The sequence below is a fragment of the Bradyrhizobium sp. F1.4.3 genome, from assembly GCF_040548375.1.
Taxonomy (GTDB): Bacteria; Pseudomonadota; Alphaproteobacteria; order Rhizobiales; family Xanthobacteraceae; genus Bradyrhizobium.
In genome coordinates this window covers 74,396-90,498 of sequence record NZ_JBEPRN010000012.1, presented here as the reverse complement: position 1 = coordinate 90,498, position 16,103 = coordinate 74,396, and the positions used below count along the sequence as shown (strand labels likewise).

Below are 16,103 nucleotides of genomic sequence, written 5' to 3'. Positions count from 1 at the left end.
TATCTCCGCAAGCCTCTTAGGGAATTGATGCGATGACTGTGCGCGAACAGCTCTTTGCCCTGTTACGCAACCTCCGGTGGATGATTGTCCTGTCGGTAGCCATCTCAATATTGCTATATCTGCCAGATCAGATCCAGGAGCTCTATCGGATAGCCGCTGACGACATTGGTTGGGTGACCGTCAGGGAGTTCTCCGCCCTGGGCGTGATTGCCGTAACGATCTGGGCAGGCGCGTTTCAGCTCACAACTGCGTCCCTGCCGGAAATTGCCCACGCTACGGGCCGTTTGGCCTTTTACATAAGACTTGCGCCCGTTTTGCTTGGGGCACTGCCGATAATCGCCGCGACGGCAGGTCAATTCGCGTCGCGCCCAGCGAGAAAGGTCGGTGAGGTCGAGGAAGTCGGAAGTATCTTCCGCATTCAGGACCATGCGCTCGCGTTCGAGCGTAACATACTGCTCATCCTCGCAATCGCCATGCTGATCATGCTCGTCTGCTTCGTGATATTTACGTGGCGGATGGGATCAAGAGATCGATCGATTGATCTCGCGAGCCGCGCCAACAATACCTACTTCATCCGCTACAGGTTTCTCGCGCTCACGATCGGCGGCATCGTCCTGTTGACAACAGCATTCATTCTGCTGCCGGATAGGCTCGCACAATTTTTCGGATCGTTCGGCGTGATCGCTCTCTTTGCGGTTTGCGTCGTTGGTCTCACCGTCCACTTTGCCTTACTGACGATCAAGTTTACCTTTCCATTTATACCGGTTGTCTTTGGCGGCTTGTTTCTGCTTGCCTCCTTGTTGGGAGGCGACGACCACGAACTGCGCACCGCCGCTGAAGCAAACAGCCTGCCAAAAGACGCGCGCATGTCCGCGGTCGCGGCGTTCCGTGAGTGGCTCTTACAGAAGCCGCGGCTGGCGGAAGCCAGGAGGCTCGGCGAATATCCCGTCTTCATTGTCGCGGCTCAAGGAGGAGGTATCTATGCTGCGAATAATGCGGCGCGGTTTCTTGCGAGAATGCAGGATCTTTGTCCGGCATTTCGACAGCATCTGTTTGCGATAAGCGCTGTCTCCGGAGGCAGCGTCGGTTCCGCCATCTTCGCCGCTGCGCTCCACGCCGAGAATGCGTCCCTTGATTCGAATGCCGCCGACGGAAAGACATGCCCGAAAATCGCGGACTTTCTGGCCGGTGTCGGACGAGTCCAAGATATTGATGCGCCTGGGCCGGTGGAGCAGCGCGTTGCAAGCGTCTTGGCGACCGATTTTCTTTCGCCTTTGGTTGCCGGCTTCCTGTTTACCGATTTCACTCAGATGTTTTCTCCGGTCGCGATCCCCGCCTTCGATCGCGCGCGTTTTCTGGAATATACTTTGGAGAACGCCGGCGACAAAATGCTCGACAGCCACAAAGGCACCGGCGATCAATCCAATCTGCTAAGGGCCGACTTTCAGTCCCATTGGACAGTCGGCAACAACATGCCGGCGCTGTTGTTCAACACGACAGATGCCGGCAGCGGTAAACGGGCCGTTATCTCTCCCTTCGATTTCGATCCGCTACACCCGAATGACACGGACCTTTGTGTTCTCGCGGGACTCGAACGCGTGGCAACGGGGGCCGACCAAACGGTCAAGAGTCACTCACTTCGGATTTCGCTCAGCACAGCCGCATTCACGAGCGCGCGATTTCCATGGGTGACACCGGCAGCGACCGTCTCATTGAAAAATGACTGCATAACCACTAACCCGCAGGCGCGCCTGGTGGATGGCGGATATGTGGAGAATTCGGGGATCGAGACCGCGCTCGACCTGATTGAGAAGCTTAACAGCATCAAGGGCACTTCTGACGCGCCAAAATTCCGGATCTACCTGCTGTCCCTGGTGAGCGGGCGATTCGGTGATCATGGTTCATTCATGTTCGGTGAGCTCATGGAGCCGGTACGCGCGCTCTTGAGCACGCGAAGCTCCCGAACCTATGTCGCGCTCAATCATGCAACCAGCATCGATCGTCGGCCGGACGCGGAAGTCACCCCCAGCGTGCAGCGTTTTCCAACCTTCGGCCGAACCGACATAACAGGCTTGTTCTATAGCCTTCCGCTCGGATGGACGTTGTCCCAGAAGACCGAAGATATCATCTCACTGAGCAGTGGCCGGTTTTGGGACTGCGTCCCGAAGGACGACTTCGATCAGTCCCGCCAGCGGCAGAGCAACGCTGATTGCCTGCAAGTGAAGTTGTTTCATCTCCTGAATGGATCGGTTGCGTCCGCATTTGAAACGCTCAAAGACGCCAAACTCGCACACGCTGCCTACGCCGACGAGCTCGCCAAGGAATATCGACCAACTCCAAAGATCAAGCCGCAGCCATTGCTTGCCTGCTATGAGAGCAATTGGTTGCAAGAGCGAGGTTATGAGAAATATCAGGATAAAGCCGCCGCCTACGCGCACCAGCTGACTGAATCGAGCAAGGACCATTCGCCGGCCCCTTCACCTGTTCCGCCATATCGCAAGAGCTATATGGCATATTTTCAGGCCGAGCAGGTCAAAGCCTTGTTGCAGGAATGGGATCGCGTCGAGGAGACGGATCCCCGCATCCTGGCCTATATTCTGGGATCAGTCTCCTACGACAGCTCCGACTTTACGCGCAGCAGCGAGAACTTCTCTTACAGCGCGGTTTCTCAACTCCCGCAGAAATGGCACGATCGCATCGACAAGAACAACGCAAAGCTTGTGGCTGCAAACAGGCCGCCCGTCGACGTGAACTCATTGCTTAACCATCCCAAGGAGTTGGCCAACTTCGTTCTTGGTTACGACGGCAACCCGTTCGGAAACCAGCCAGGAACGGATGACGGATGGCTGTTTCGTCCGCGAGGAATGTATCAATTGGTCGGGCGTGAACAATATCAGGAAGCGCAGAGGCAAACGCAACAGCTTGACGAGCTGGAAGGACTTGATCTGCTAACGCTTCCCGACGCGCTAAGGGATGCAAAGATTTCAGCCAAGGTGACGTTCGCTCACTTTCGAATCAGTCCTTACGAAAACCATCAGACACTGTTCGAGTTGCTGAAAGATCGTGCGAAGGATTGGACGGCCGTGCGTGCGTTGCAGACGGACATGGAACATGCCCCGGCTGACGGCGCGCGCGTCAATGCAAGGAGTGAGATGTTCCTCGGCTGTATCGAGGAGGCGTTGCATCCGACGAAAATCAAGACCCTGCAAAGCCAGTTATACGGTGAGGAATGAGAAGCTTGAGCCGCCGGTCCGTTTTGCTTGTTGAGTGAACGTTGCGTCGAGATTTCGACGACTGATATTTGAACTTGTTCGTCTCAAAGGGGGACTGCCAATGACGGCAAGGGGTGAAATGTGCGGAACAAGGTTTCGTCGACGGCTTTCAAGACTGTTTGCGGCGGGGGTGGTGTTCGTCACGGCTTTGGGGGTGGGAGCGGCTCCGGCGCAAACGGCCGCAAAGCCGCTTTCGCCCAACGATGTGTCCATCCTCTTCCCTCCACCGCGGTCGTCGGCTGACCTGGCCAATCTGATCGCGGCATCCGATCTCGCCGGCCCCACAGGATCTCCGCAGCGACTTTTTTCCGACGCAGACTTTGCACGCTTTATCGCCAACGCCGAGAATCCCGAGCGTCCGGGAGTGCCCGACTCAGGTGTACGCCACATCCAGCTGCCCGATGCCGTGAAAAAGATCGACGCCTGGTTTGTTGCCGGCATCAGAATCGACCCGGGAGCGCCGGGATTGTCGCCGGATGTCATTGCCCAGTTTGGCCGACAACCGCAAATCCGCCTCATCATTCAGCCGGTAACCAATGGACCAGACGAATTCAAAGTTCATGACACCGCCGGCCACCTCATCTTTAGCTTTAACCTCGACCCGGATCCGCCTCTCGACGGTTGTGCGCCGTTTCCGCGGTTCAAGCCGGACGATGAAGCCTTCAAGGCAATCATTCGCGACGTCGCGACCTTGCGCGATCAACTTGCAGCCGGACATTTTGGCAATGTCAAAGTCTCGACTGCTGGTGATCTGAATGTGCATCCGGGCCTTGTTGGGGCATCGGCAAAGGCGTTTCGTGATGCACTCAAGGCCCTACTCGAGAAGCATCTTTCACCGCAGCGCCTCAACACCATGGCTGTCATGGGCATCTCGCCGCCCGAGCCCTGGGTTTTCGTCTCGATGTTAAGGGTCCCGCAGGCTGGCTTAATACCCGTGCCTGGTCCGACGCTTGATGGCGTACACGCAGCGCAGATGTTCAGCGTCATCGGCGGAAAACACGTCGTCCCCCAGCCGATTACCAACAATCAGAGTCCGATCACCTGTCGTCACGCGGCATTGCAAAATCCGCCTTTAGCAGCCGCCGATCGCAAGGGTGTTTCGACATCCGAGTTCATTGATGGCAACGTGCCCAACAGTCGCATACTCGAAATCGTCAATATCATTGCCGACCCGAAGAAAAGCCACTTCTTCAATACCGATTGCGTCAGTTGTCACACCGAGACGGCGCAGCCACTCGCCAGGAACGTTCCAAACTTCGCAGTGCCAGGCGTGAACCGAGCAGTCTTGCCAAAGGAAAACTGGAATGTTCGCAATTTCGGTTGGTTCCCATCGTTCTTGCAGGGCGGGCCGGCGGCGGCGACGATAACGCGACGCGCGGCAGCCGAGACGGCCGACGTGGTCGCCTTCATCAATAGCCAATTGCTGAACTAGTAATAGACGCTGTCGCCGTTTCCGGCTGCCCGCCGGCCGCGCGAAAGAGATAGATGGAGTACTTGCCATGGGGAGACGTTCTTTCGGCTCTCACCTTTATTCCTGGGTGAGGCGCTGGCCTCATGTCGCCGGGCTGTTGTTCGCAATCGTCGTCGTCGCGATTGTGTCGGCCGGCTTGGTGTATTTCGCGCCTGAGAAGGTTCGCGATGCAGCTCTTAAAATCAAGAACGACGCAACTCTCCTCGCTCAACTGCTGCCTGCTACCTTGCCGGAGCCATCGAAAATCGAAAGCGCCTATTGGCTGCCGCAGAATTGGAGCTCGCGCCAGCGTTACTGGTTTCACCACACCTCGCAGGGGACGGCGACCATACCTGTCCCTTATCAATGGTTCCTGGCGTTGGAGCGCCCGGAGCTGTCCTTCTCTTACACGAGCTTGACGGACGACGACTACTTGCGCCGCCTTGGCTTTATCCCGAGTCCTAGCTCAAAGGATTTCGCCCGTAACGCGCCCTCATACGGTTATCACGAAGATGGGTCGAATGCGGGCGGTGGGAGCTCCGGTTGGACTCCAAACCTACCCGACAATCCAAATGGCTTGCCTGTCGGGTTTGCCATCCTTAAGGGCGGGGTCGACCCGGCGACGGGAGGCTCGTACGAAGATCAGATCGGATTGACCTGCGCCGCCTGTCATACGGGGCATCTGGAGTACAAAAATGTCAGCCTTCGGTTCGACGGTGGGCCGGCGATGCTCAATCTCGGGGAGGTTGAACGAGTCGTCGGGCTGTCTATCGGCTACACGCTGATTTTGCCGTGGCGGTTCGAGCGTTTCGCCAGCAGACTGGAGCAGATCAAAGGTCAAGGCGTTGATCGAAAGCAGCTTCGAAGCGATCTGGACCTTGCACTTCAAAAGATCAAAAAGCAAAAGGCGCAGGGCGATAGCCTTTTGAGGGAACAGGGAGTTGCGGATCTCGATGAAGGTTTCGGTCGGCTTGACGCGCTGAACCGGATCGGGAACCAGGTTTTCTATAGCAACCTACTCGATCCCCTGACCGGCGAACTCACGGATCCACTCCTCAAGGGCAACTTAGCCCGCCACGATGCGCCCGTGAGCTTTCCGCCGATCTGGGACACACCATATTTCCTCTGGGCGCAGTATGACGCCTCCGTTCTCAACGAACTTGTTCGCAATTCAGGCGAGGCGCTCGGTGTCAGCGCGAAAATCAATATGACCGCGCCCGCGCCCGGACGGCCACTTTTTGCCTCATCGATACATCTATCCGACATCGCGCGGTTCGAAGAACTTCTGCGCGGCGCCGATCCCTTTTCGGCGGCCGATGCAAGCGGCAAAAAATTTACCGGGCTCGTAGCGCCCAGGTGGAGGGACGCACAGGAAAAATTTCGGAGCGACCCGGCATGGGGCATTGACGAAAAGCTCGTTGAAAATGGCCGCGATCTCTATCGCGCGCACTGCTTTGAATGCCACCGAGGCCCGGTCAACGATCCTGCCTTCGACAAAAGATGGCCGGAGCATTCGTTCTGGAAGCCGGAGAACCCCGATCGCTCCGCCAAGAACGAGAAGAATTGGGTGAACATAGGGGGGCGGCATTATTTCAATGTGGTTCAGATGCCGGTCACGGCGATCGGTACCGATCGTCAACAATCCGATGTCCTCACGACGCGCCGCGTTCACCTGCCCGAGTCACTTGGATTAAGTCCAGTCGATGACCTCAACAAAGCCTGGGCTTGCGGCCTTCCAGTGAACACAGGGGCAGATCCTCTTTTCGTACTCGCACTCATGGACGTGGTCGGAAAGACAATTGACCAATGGATCATTGCGAACGGCACCTCGGAAGAAGCCAAGCAGCAGATCTGGGGACCCAGGAAGAATTGCCAAAACCAACGAGTCTACGTTGGGGCTCGGGCGAACCATAACGGAAAGGACGAAGATGTTCTTGCTCTCGAACCTCAATATCGGGCGCGCCCGCTGGATGGTGTTTGGGCGACAGCTCCGTATCTGCACAACGGGTCTGTGCCGACGCTAAGAGACATGTTGTTGCCGCAGAAGGAACGGCCGATGTCCTTCTGCGTTGGCAGTCGCGAATTCGATCCAGTCAATGTCGGGCTTGTCACGAAAACTCAAGCGAGCGACGCCTGTGCGGCCGGTCTGACGGAATTCAGTGTCTCGCTGCTTGGGAACGGCAATCGTGGACATTCGTTTGAAGGCAAGGAAACCGACTTAACGAAGCTGCCGCCTGGTGTCATCGGGCCAGAATTGACCGACGCCGAGCGGCGCGCACTTGTCGAGTATCTCAAGACGCTGTGAGAGGTCCGTTGCCTGCACGTGGAAAGTCAATCGAGACCTTTCGAATTGTCGAAGCCGTTGGCCCATCTCGTCCATACGAGCAGCTCTTCCCTCGGTCGCTTCTCATGTATTCCCCTGAGGTGGGTCAAGCGCCCTTGCATATCACAGATTGTCGCGAAGGAATGTGGAACCAGCTTTCGAAGCATCATTCTTCTTGCCGAACTGCCACGCGACTTGCACGCGACGCGATGTTCATAATTACAAGGTGGCGTTTCTGTCCGACCTGACCGGCCCGGATATGGGCTACGGAGCGCTCTAGCTTTGGTCTCTCAGGAGGTTGTCCATCTGGTCTGAACCGAGGAAGCTGAGGTTGCGAAGCTTCAGTATTCCATGGTGAGACCAGATGAACGTCCACAAGAATGCGCCTTTGACGCCCAAAGGTCGAGAGGCGATGGTGCGAGACGAGGTCGAGGGCGGGCTGAGGCAGGCTGAGGCGGCAAATTAGTTCAGCACGACACCGAAAACCTTGGCCACATGGGTCAAGCGGTTCCGAGCAGAAGGCGTGGATGGCTTTGCGCGACCGCTCGTCGCGACCTCATTCATCGCCGAGCCAAACCCCGCCGGCCACGTGCGCTGCCGTCGAGACGTTGCACCGACAGCGCCACTCCGGTAATCAGATTGATGCCGAGATCGAGGTGTCACCGGCCACCATCAGCCGTATCTTTCGCCGCTTGGGATTAGGCCGGATACGCGATCTGGAGCCCGCCGAGCCGGTGCGCCGCTACGAGCGCGAGCACCCCGGCGAGCTCATCCATATGGACATCAAGAAGCTCGGCAGTTTCGTAAGACCAGGCCACCGCATCACACACGAAGCAAATGGGCTGCTCACGATCCAGAGACGAGGCCTCGGCAAGACGAACATCTATGAACTGTATCTCACGGAGACTTCCCGGACAAAAATGTCCGGTCCAGAAAGGTACGTTAGGTCCGATATGGCGCAGACAAAAATGTCCGCTCCTCAATTAATGAGACCTGATGAATGAGATCCATATTGAGAATAAGCAATAAGGGAAGGTACTTTCGCAATAAAGGGAAGGCTCCAACAGGCGGCGCGTATAGCTCTATGCTAGGTTTGATCGAGTCTCCCAAACTCCAAATTCGGGGAAAGCGCGCATGACGACGGAACAGTTCCAAACACTATACCCTCACTTAATCGGTTGGATTCATCAAACACTACAAGCACATTCGAACGAAGTAAGGATCGTAAGTTCGCTCGGATTCCCGAGACTGTCGCAATACTTCAGCGGAAATCTCTTATCGTCGACCAAGGTTGCCGTCGTCGAACGGGTTCCGATGCCGCCACTATCATCTTTAGGACTCAGCCAGTTCGCCGAATTCGAAAACGGCGATTACGACGGTATCACGTACCTGGACACATTCTTCGTAAAGCGTCGCTCTGCGTCGAGTGAGCGGCTCCACTTTCATGAATTAGTCCATGTTGTACAGTGGCGATTGCTTGGTCCTGAAAGGTTTCTCGCGACGTACGCCGATGGATTGGAGAAACATGGGTATCGGCAAAGTCCGCTAGAGGCCATGGCTTACACCGCCGAGGAAGTATTTTGTCAGTCCAACGAGAACTTTAATGCCGAAAAGCTGGTTGCGGACGAACTGGATCGAATGTCAGGCGTTTAGCGAAACGCGTGCACGATCGGGGATACCGTCGCGCATTCATCGCACATTGAGAAAAAATGGCTCAATCTTAATGCCGTCGTTGAATCCGACGATTGCGACGACCCTCGGCAACGGATTTGCGCTTTTTGAGCCGCCGCCAGGTCCTTGATGCGGCGATCACCAGCTTGAACACCATCGGCCTGGCGGTGGTTGGCGAAGGAGCCCTTCGTCCGCACGGTCCTGTATCGCCCGGTTGCGGACACGCGCTCGATGGGATTGGTGGTGCTCAAGTCAGCCCCAATGTGCGGCAAGAAAATCCTAGAAGGGCAGCAGTGCGTCGCGATCCCTGACCAGGCATTCCACCGCCCAGCCGTACGTCGCGCAAAACGTCTTGGCGAAGACGTCGGTCGACGCTTCGGCGGACGCTGGGCTCGCGCCCAATAGACCTCGCGCAAATCCTTCTTCATGGTGGCCTGCACCGAGAGTGGGACCTTGTCCGGGACGTTCACGTCTTGTGCACTCACCATTATGGTGGCTTGTGCGGGGAAAGACCGGCCGGGGCTTCGCCCGCCCGCGCCCCGCCGACTTGCCTGCGCGCTTTTAGCCGGGCAAGTCTCGGCTTGCCGTCCAGGAGCGTTGAGAAGACGATCTTATCGCTTCGCACAATGAAGAACGATTTGATCACTGACATGTCGAATCTTCCCGCCAAGAAGGTCGAAGAGGTAACCGCTAGCAGTGGGAGTAGCACCGCATCCAGTCCAGGTGCTCGACCATGCTTGGCCGCGACGCACGCGTTGAAGCGTTCGTTGCGAGAACCAACAGGACTTGCTGCTGAAAGACTTTACTGGTAGCGCGCTAGCTCAGGAGCGATTTAACCGTGTGAAGCAGAGTTCATAGTGCCGTCACGGCCTCTTGCGCGCGCAATCCTGCAATCGATATGTGCTCGCCTCGTAGAAACGGCGTACCCGTGCTAAGGCCGGATAGCCATCCGGAGGCGACGCAACCTCAATCATGGCGCGTCGCCTCCGAATGTACCGCCTCGAGGAGATGCCGACGTTGTCAGAGCTTCGGAAGTCGCGGGAAATCCATAGCTCCTGAAGCACGCCGTACGCTCCGGCTGCTCCCATGCCTGTACGGATGAGATGGTAGCGAGCCGTACAATCTGCCCCGTGGCTTGTTGCTCGATAACAAGAATGAAGGCCCCTTCGGGATCCTGAATCAGGCGCAGATCCGCCTGCTTCGCGCCTTCAAAGGCTGAACTCTGCTCCGGGGCCACGTAATTCAGATATTAGCTTTTCGACCGCTTCTGCGATCGCGCCCTCATCTCCTGGCACGCCCCTGCGCGAAGCCGAGCCCCCGTGGCGCGCCTTGCGCTTCAGCGCCAGCACGAACACCGCGACGTTAATCCCTCTTGAAGAAATCCATAGTCAAAAGGATACCGAAAGCTCAACCGAGAGCAACTATCAAGCTCGGTAGAGAATGGGACCTCCGCACTGCTATAAGCAACAGAGGTGAGTAAGTGCAAGCTGCTTCCGTTTTCAGAATCGACCGCGTCTTGAGCGCCTGCGAACTCAGGATGGACTTCCTTCGATTGGAAAATAAATGAACCATACGACACATTCGCGCGTGTGCAAACCGGCCATGCCGACGAACCATTCGTAAGAGAGTTTGCCGATCGTCACTCATGAGTGAGTCCATGAAGTAGATCTTGCACCATGATGATCGCCGCGCCATAGGGCGCATCAGTCCGACGGTGAGATTCTCCACAGTCGCGTGCGTCACTCAACAAAATTACGCGAAGAGGTATCATGCGCGCGCCCGACAAAATCGTCAGAACAACATCGCGAATTGCCTGCTCATGCACTATCTTAAGCTTACCTCGAAGAACGAAAGATAGCGACAAGCGCAGCTTGTTTGGACCTTCGCTCCTCGTTTAAACGGTCGTCACGGAACGGGAGTGGTTGCGATGGAGCATGGGCAGGCCGAATTGATCGGAGGGAAACCTGCGATCTTCGGGCGGCGTAAGGTGCGGCCGCGAGCGTGCGTGGCCGTCGGCAAGCGGCATCTGCGCGCGTTTCTACAGGATGTGCTGGAGGATATGGGGTTTATTATCAGCGAATGCGGGACTGCTGAAGAGCTGCCGCTCGTACTCTGCACGGAGCTCCCTGATCTGATCCTGCTCGGCATTGGCTCGGATCGCATCGAGCCTGGACGATTGCTCGAGATGCTCGTGCGCGAAAAATTTGCAGGCAGAGTGCTGGCATTTGGCGCCCGCGAATCGATCATCATGACGGCAGTGCAGCAGGTCGGGGGCGAATATGGACTTGCTATGCTGCCGCCGCTGAGGACGCCGTTTGCAGCCGAGACGCTGCGCGATCGGGTCGCCATGCTCTTGCCCAAAGAGCCGGCGCCCCGTCCCGCGGTCCATGTCGGAGAAGCCTTACACGCTGGATGGCTTGAGCTCTGGTATGAGCCGAAGTTTGACGCGTGTACCCTCAGCCGCCGCGGCGCCGAGGCGCTTGTGCGAATGCGGCACCCGACCTGGGGCGTTGTTCCACCGGCCTATTTCATCCCAGAGCCTCACGATCCGCATTTTAGGGAGTTGTCGGAGTTCGTGATCGACCGCGCAATCAAGGATTGGCGGTATCTTCTGGAGCAGAAAACTTCAATCGATCTCTCCATCAATCTCCCGGCAGCATTCCTGATGGACCCGCAGGCGGTACGCGATCTGTGTCAGCGCATGCCGTCGCACCCCGCTTTCGGCGGCTTGACTATTGAAATCGAGAGCGAGGAAGCCATCCGCAATCTAGATCTCCTGATTGAGGTCGCGCGCGAGGTTCGCTTTTACAACATTGGCCTTGCAATCGACAATGTCGGCGCCAATTGGCCGCAGCTGATGGGGGTGGAGAGATTCCCGTTCATGAAATTGAAAGTGGACCGGCAATACGTCTCGGGTTGCGGAAATGGGCCCCTGAAGCGAACGGTGTGCCGCCAGATCGTCGATCTAGCCAAAGAATACAGTGCGCGCACCGTCGCCGAAGGTGTGGAGAGCCATGCCGACCTGATCGCTGTGACCGAACTCGGCTTCGACCTTGCGCAGGGCCATCTGTTCGGAAGGGCCATGCCGCTGAAGCAATTTGCGCAGTCATCTTTCAGCACTCCTCCACTTCTTCCAAACTAGGTGCGTGAGAGTGGCTGAGCACAGTCAAGCAAAGCGTAGCAGCGCTCGCCCACACCGCCATGCTTACTCGGCGCCAGGCGTGAGGCTGACTGCAATTATCGGTCAGTCTGCAAGGCCAGTGTCGCTCCTCCCGGCGCGACTTCATTTCCCTCCGAGCGAGACTTGGACAAAACCTCCAGTCAGGGCGTGTGACCGGAGGTTTGCCGAAACCCGGCCTAGACGTGCGTCGGCTCGCGGCTTTTAGTCGCGCCGCCGGTTTCGGATCATCGAGCGTCGCGTAGCCCGCGCTGCCGAGCCGGACAAACCGACGGAAGCGCGCGGCGGTCGACTCGCGACATGCTCTCGGAGTACTGCCGAGGGCTCTCATAGCTTGAATTGAAGCGGCCTGTTGCTGTAGCAGATGCAACATGGTCTCAGCCCCGGGACAGCACAATTGCGCAAATTGCCCGCCAGAGAGCCTATCTGTGTTTGGCACGGCATTTGAAGGGATCGCCAATGGCATCGCTCGCCTAAGGAGTCGGAAGGCATGGCTTACAAGATCGTCGCTTCGCAATGCACCGTTTGTGGTGCATGTGAGTTCGAGTGTCCCAACGCGGCAATCAGCCTCAAGCGCGACATTTACGTTATCGATGCCAAAAAGTGTACGGAGTGCGAGGGCCATTCCGACACGCCGCAATGCGCGGCCGTCTGTCCGATGCCTGACACCTGTGTCCCGTCTAAGACAGCATAAGCAGCCCGCGTAAGGCTTCATCGATGTCGTGAACGAAGTAGTCGAAGTCGCGCTCAAAGGGGGCTGTCGGATGACACCTCAAATTTATCTGGAATAAGGACAAGGCCGCTTCGATGCTCCAGTGGCCGCGTTGAGGCTTGTCGTCGCTGGCTGACGAGCCGAGGCGAGGTGGACGGGCGTCGAGTATCTCAAGATCGCTTACAGAATATCTAGAACTGCGTTACTTCGGAGCCGAGGAGCCGGTCTCCTCGCGCGACGAGATCGTTCCGGAGATCCTGAAGAGGTCCGAGAAGCTCGACCTCCGCTTGCCCGTGGTCACCGTGCACGAGTGCATGGAGTGTAGGGTCATAGCCCGATCCCGCCGCCCGCGCTCTGGTTGCCTACTTCAGTTCGCAACTCAGAATGCATCCTGATGAGGTCAGGAGCTGTTTCTGCATATCGCCCGCGTCCAGGCTCCACTCGCCAAGCCGCGGCCGACGCATCGAAGGCGCGCGCCAAAGTTGCTCAGCACGTGAATACCTGCCGCCCCGAGGAGATCATCTCAGGGCTAGCCGAATACCAAGCTGTCCGACCTGATCATCCCTGCGATTCTAGAGTAATCCGGCATTGGCAATTCCTAAGGAGCCTCATGGCGGTGTGATCAAACGGACGTCGGCCGAGGATGATCGCAACTTCCTGACGGGCGGGTTCGAGAAGCTGCTGACGGAAAAACCAGGCCCGTCGCAAAGATATCGAAAGCGGCCCGGGCTCGTTCCGGCCGCGGAGCTCATCCGGTTACCAGAACAGGGTATCGAACGCGAACGCATTCACAGGCGGAGCCTCCAAGCAGCTTATTGTGTTGGCGCCGCAGCGAGTGTCTGATCGGCAGCTCTGGATCAATCCCGACTGCAGGCTGAAAACTCGAAAGTGGGAGGAGGTGCGTCCCGCGCTCGTCAATATGGTGGCTGCGAGTTGCGGGCTGCGCCACGTGCCGACCGTTTTGCCACGCTTTTGTGAATGAGATGCAAACGCTTTGGGAGCTTGCGATGTCCTTGCGAGCTTCCCAAAGTTCTAGAGACGGGAATGCCGGCCGGCGTTGGCCAAGGCGGTCGCATAACAGCCGGCGACAAGCTCGATTCTCGATCCGACGGCCGATAGCCTGCCGGCGATGTCGATCGAAGTCATTAACGGTCGATGCTAACCCAGCTCTACTTTTCATTTATCCATCGCGTGGATGTGTCCCATCACAACAATCTATTTTACCTCCCTTACGGAATGTCATAGGAGATTGGCGCCTTGGCACGATCTTCGGGAAGATAATCGAGCGTTGCTGGTGTTTTGGGGATGCCAAATGCTGCTGCGCGACGGTGAGCGGCCGCTTGAGTTTCAGGGCGCGGCGCATTGCGCGAAGGATCCAGCTCCATCAAGGCACTGCCTTGCCAACTGGACGCGGGTGCGAGTGGTGGGCAATCCTGAAGTGTCCCACAGGAGCGGAAGGCAAGCGGCTCCAGATTTTGCGCGGAGGCGATATCCGCTTCTCGTGTTTGACGGCGAATGCCCTCGCCGTAAATCGATCGCCGGTAGTCCTCCCTACCGACGAAAGCTGGTGCGATGCGTAAAGCAGCGTCGCTCCTGCGTGACTTTCGCCCGGCCTCCAGAGTAGGCCGGGCGCTTTTTTATATGCCTGGCTATGAGTGACGGCACGGGATCATTCATTTTGACGTCATTGCGTGACCCCGGGTACTTGCATGGCATCTGCTACACCAAGCATGAGGCCGGTGCTGCTAATCCTATCTATTTATGGAAGGCTTTGGCCTCGTGTTTGTACGCGTGGGTAGTGGCGGATACTCGATCTTAGGTACCCGCCCGGTCAGCGAATACAGAAACACTACGATATCGTTCTCTTCCTCATCGCTAAGCTTGGCGCCGAGCTGGATTTCACTCATCAGGGCAACAGCTTGCTTCACGCTCCAAACTTGGCCCGAATGGAAATAAGGGGCTCGCAACGCGACGTTCCGCAAGGACGCCGCGCGGAAGACATATTCGTCACCGACTGCCTTGGTGACCGCGAACCAACCCTTATCGGCGGCCCGGGAGCAGGCTTGCGTCAGGCTTTTTCATCACAGCCGAATGGGAAGTATGCCTGTCCACCGGCGTTGATTCCCTTGTGGCAAGCGGAGCATCCGTTCTCTATAAACAGCGCCAACCCTGACTTCTGCTGATCATCCAGAGCATGTGTTTTGCCCTCCAGATACTGATCGAATGGGGCCGCAGGTGAAATGAGAGTCGCTTCATTAGCCTCGATTGCCTCGCATAGTTTTCGAAGGGGACTGGTATCGGTTCGGGAAGGCGTTTTTGAACAAGGCGACATAGCTGGCCATTGAGTTAAAGGTATCGAGCACACGATCCGGAGTCGCATTCATTTCGGCACTTGCCTGCACAGGGCCGGTGGCTTGCGCCTTCGGGTCCGCGGCGCCTCCGTCCCAGAATTGCGCCACATTGAACACCGCGTTGTAGACGGTGGGGGCCCGACGTAGGCCGACCTTCCAGCCGTGACCGACTGAGGTCGGAACGGCATTCCGCCGGTACCGAGATTGTGGCATGTATCGCAGCTAATGATCTCGCTTGCCGATAGCCGCGGATCGAAGGACAGCATCTTGCCAAGCTCGACCTTTTCATGTGTGACTGAATTGTCCTTTACCGCAGGAATGACTCAGGGGATCGGATGGAAGATCTGCTTGGCGGTTCTCATCAGCTCATCGTCCGGACATCAGCAGCCCAGTCGCCAAAACAGATGCTGCGGCCACAAGCCGAAGCTTCCGGATCGATTTGTTCATACACCCACCTCATCAGCTCTGATTGTTAATCAAGGAAACAGTCGAGAACGAGGCCACCCTCCGTTCGTTCAACGGCTTGGCGCAGTATGCACCAGATCCTCTGAAAGCGAGACTGCATCAAACGTACGATTTCAAGATGCTCGCTCGCCCGGGCGAACAAACAACGTCGGATGTCTTGGCTTGATGAATACATGCAGTGTTACAGATGCGACAAGCGCTGGTCCCGGCTAGACATCATCGCACAGAGAGTTTTGTGATGAGATCGAATTGCCAGCCTGCGGGCCGAACGCGAGAACGGCGGTAATAAGGTCTAAGCAGGTTTGGCGAGACACTGGGCCGAGGCGCCAAGGCGGTGCGCATCGCCCACGATTTTGCCGAGCCCTGCCCTACAGGAGCCTCTCCGACTCATATCCGGGCCGCTCCGGGGACGCCGCCGCCGCGAAATCCCGCTCCTCTGTAACGGACCAGCCCCAAGCCTGAACATGGCCTGCCTTCCACCTGAAGTTCGCTGGCATGACAATTGCCGTTCTCAAATCTGAAAGGCGCGGCTACCCAGAGCTTGACGGTGCGACGGTCCGATTAGTCGGATACTCCCATTCGACGCCAGCTCAAGTCGCCGGCCTGACACCGGATCAGGCCGGGTGTTGGTTGGAATAACAAACCACTTCGTCTTACTGACGGCGAGTGGCAGCTTTTGAA

Annotated in this window: 7 protein-coding genes and 3 pseudogenes; 8 read left to right on the top strand and 2 right to left on the bottom strand. The window is 57.2% G+C overall.

Annotated elements, in window-relative coordinates:
- Positions 1–32 precede the first annotated feature (32 nt).
- The 8 genes and pseudogenes from ABIB73_RS26270 to ABIB73_RS26235 form a co-directional block, all read left to right on the top strand.
- Complete coding sequence (locus ABIB73_RS26270) at positions 33–3,233, top strand: hypothetical protein (protein WP_354228676.1); 3,201 nt, start codon at positions 33–35, stop codon at positions 3,231–3,233.
- A 100-nt stretch (positions 3,234–3,333) separates the two neighbouring features.
- Complete coding sequence (locus ABIB73_RS26265) at positions 3,334–4,704, top strand: hypothetical protein (RefSeq protein WP_354097981.1); 1,371 nt, start codon at positions 3,334–3,336, stop codon at positions 4,702–4,704.
- Positions 4,705–4,771: 67 nt separating this feature from the next.
- On the top strand, positions 4,772–7,027 hold the full coding sequence (locus ABIB73_RS26260; RefSeq protein WP_354097980.1) for a di-heme-cytochrome C peroxidase: 2,256 nt from the start codon (positions 4,772–4,774) through the stop codon (positions 7,025–7,027).
- Positions 7,028–7,526: 499 nt separating this feature from the next.
- A pseudogene (locus ABIB73_RS37645) lies at positions 7,527–7,872 on the top strand (helix-turn-helix domain-containing protein); the annotation flags it as partial.
- Between the two features lie 307 nt (positions 7,873–8,179).
- On the top strand, positions 8,180–8,698 hold the full coding sequence (locus ABIB73_RS26250) for a hypothetical protein (protein WP_354097979.1): 519 nt from the start codon (positions 8,180–8,182) through the stop codon (positions 8,696–8,698).
- A 1,945-nt stretch (positions 8,699–10,643) separates the two neighbouring features.
- Positions 10,644–11,858: an EAL domain-containing response regulator gene (locus tag ABIB73_RS26245; protein ID WP_354228673.1), complete on the top strand. Its 1,215-nt coding sequence runs from the start codon at positions 10,644–10,646 to the stop codon at positions 11,856–11,858.
- A 526-nt stretch (positions 11,859–12,384) separates the two neighbouring features.
- Positions 12,385–12,588, top strand: a complete 204-nt coding sequence (locus ABIB73_RS26240) for a 4Fe-4S dicluster domain-containing protein (RefSeq protein ID WP_085399650.1) — start codon at positions 12,385–12,387, stop codon at positions 12,586–12,588.
- Between the two features lie 823 nt (positions 12,589–13,411).
- Positions 13,412–13,588, top strand: a pseudogene (locus tag ABIB73_RS26235) (hypothetical protein); the annotation flags it as partial.
- Between the two features lie 247 nt (positions 13,589–13,835).
- On the opposite strand, the gene ABIB73_RS26230 reads toward ABIB73_RS26235, so the two are convergent.
- Together ABIB73_RS26230 and ABIB73_RS26225 are read right to left on the bottom strand one after the other, a co-directional pair.
- Positions 13,836–13,994 carry a hypothetical protein gene (locus ABIB73_RS26230; RefSeq protein ID WP_354228671.1) on the bottom strand — a complete coding sequence of 53 codons (159 nt, stop codon included), beginning with the start codon at positions 13,992–13,994 and terminating at the stop codon, positions 13,836–13,838.
- Positions 13,995–14,861: 867 nt separating this feature from the next.
- A pseudogene (locus tag ABIB73_RS26225) lies at positions 14,862–15,223 on the bottom strand (cytochrome-c peroxidase).
- Between the last annotated feature and the right edge of the window lie 880 nt (positions 15,224–16,103).

Excerpts from the sequence above, each read along its gene's own strand:
- ABIB73_RS26265 (WP_354097981.1), top strand. The coding sequence starts at position 3,334 with ATGACGGCAAGGGGTGAAATGTGCGGAACAAGGTTTCGTCGACGGCTT.
- ABIB73_RS26250 (WP_354097979.1), top strand. The coding sequence starts at position 8,180 with ATGACGACGGAACAGTTCCAAACACTATACCCTCACTTAATCGGTTGG.
- ABIB73_RS26260 (WP_354097980.1), top strand. The coding sequence starts at position 4,772 with ATGGGGAGACGTTCTTTCGGCTCTCACCTTTATTCCTGGGTGAGGCGC.
- ABIB73_RS26270 (WP_354228676.1), top strand. The coding sequence starts at position 33 with ATGACTGTGCGCGAACAGCTCTTTGCCCTGTTACGCAACCTCCGGTGG.
- ABIB73_RS26240 (WP_085399650.1), top strand. The coding sequence starts at position 12,385 with ATGGCTTACAAGATCGTCGCTTCGCAATGCACCGTTTGTGGTGCATGT.
- ABIB73_RS26245 (WP_354228673.1), top strand. The coding sequence starts at position 10,644 with ATGGAGCATGGGCAGGCCGAATTGATCGGAGGGAAACCTGCGATCTTC.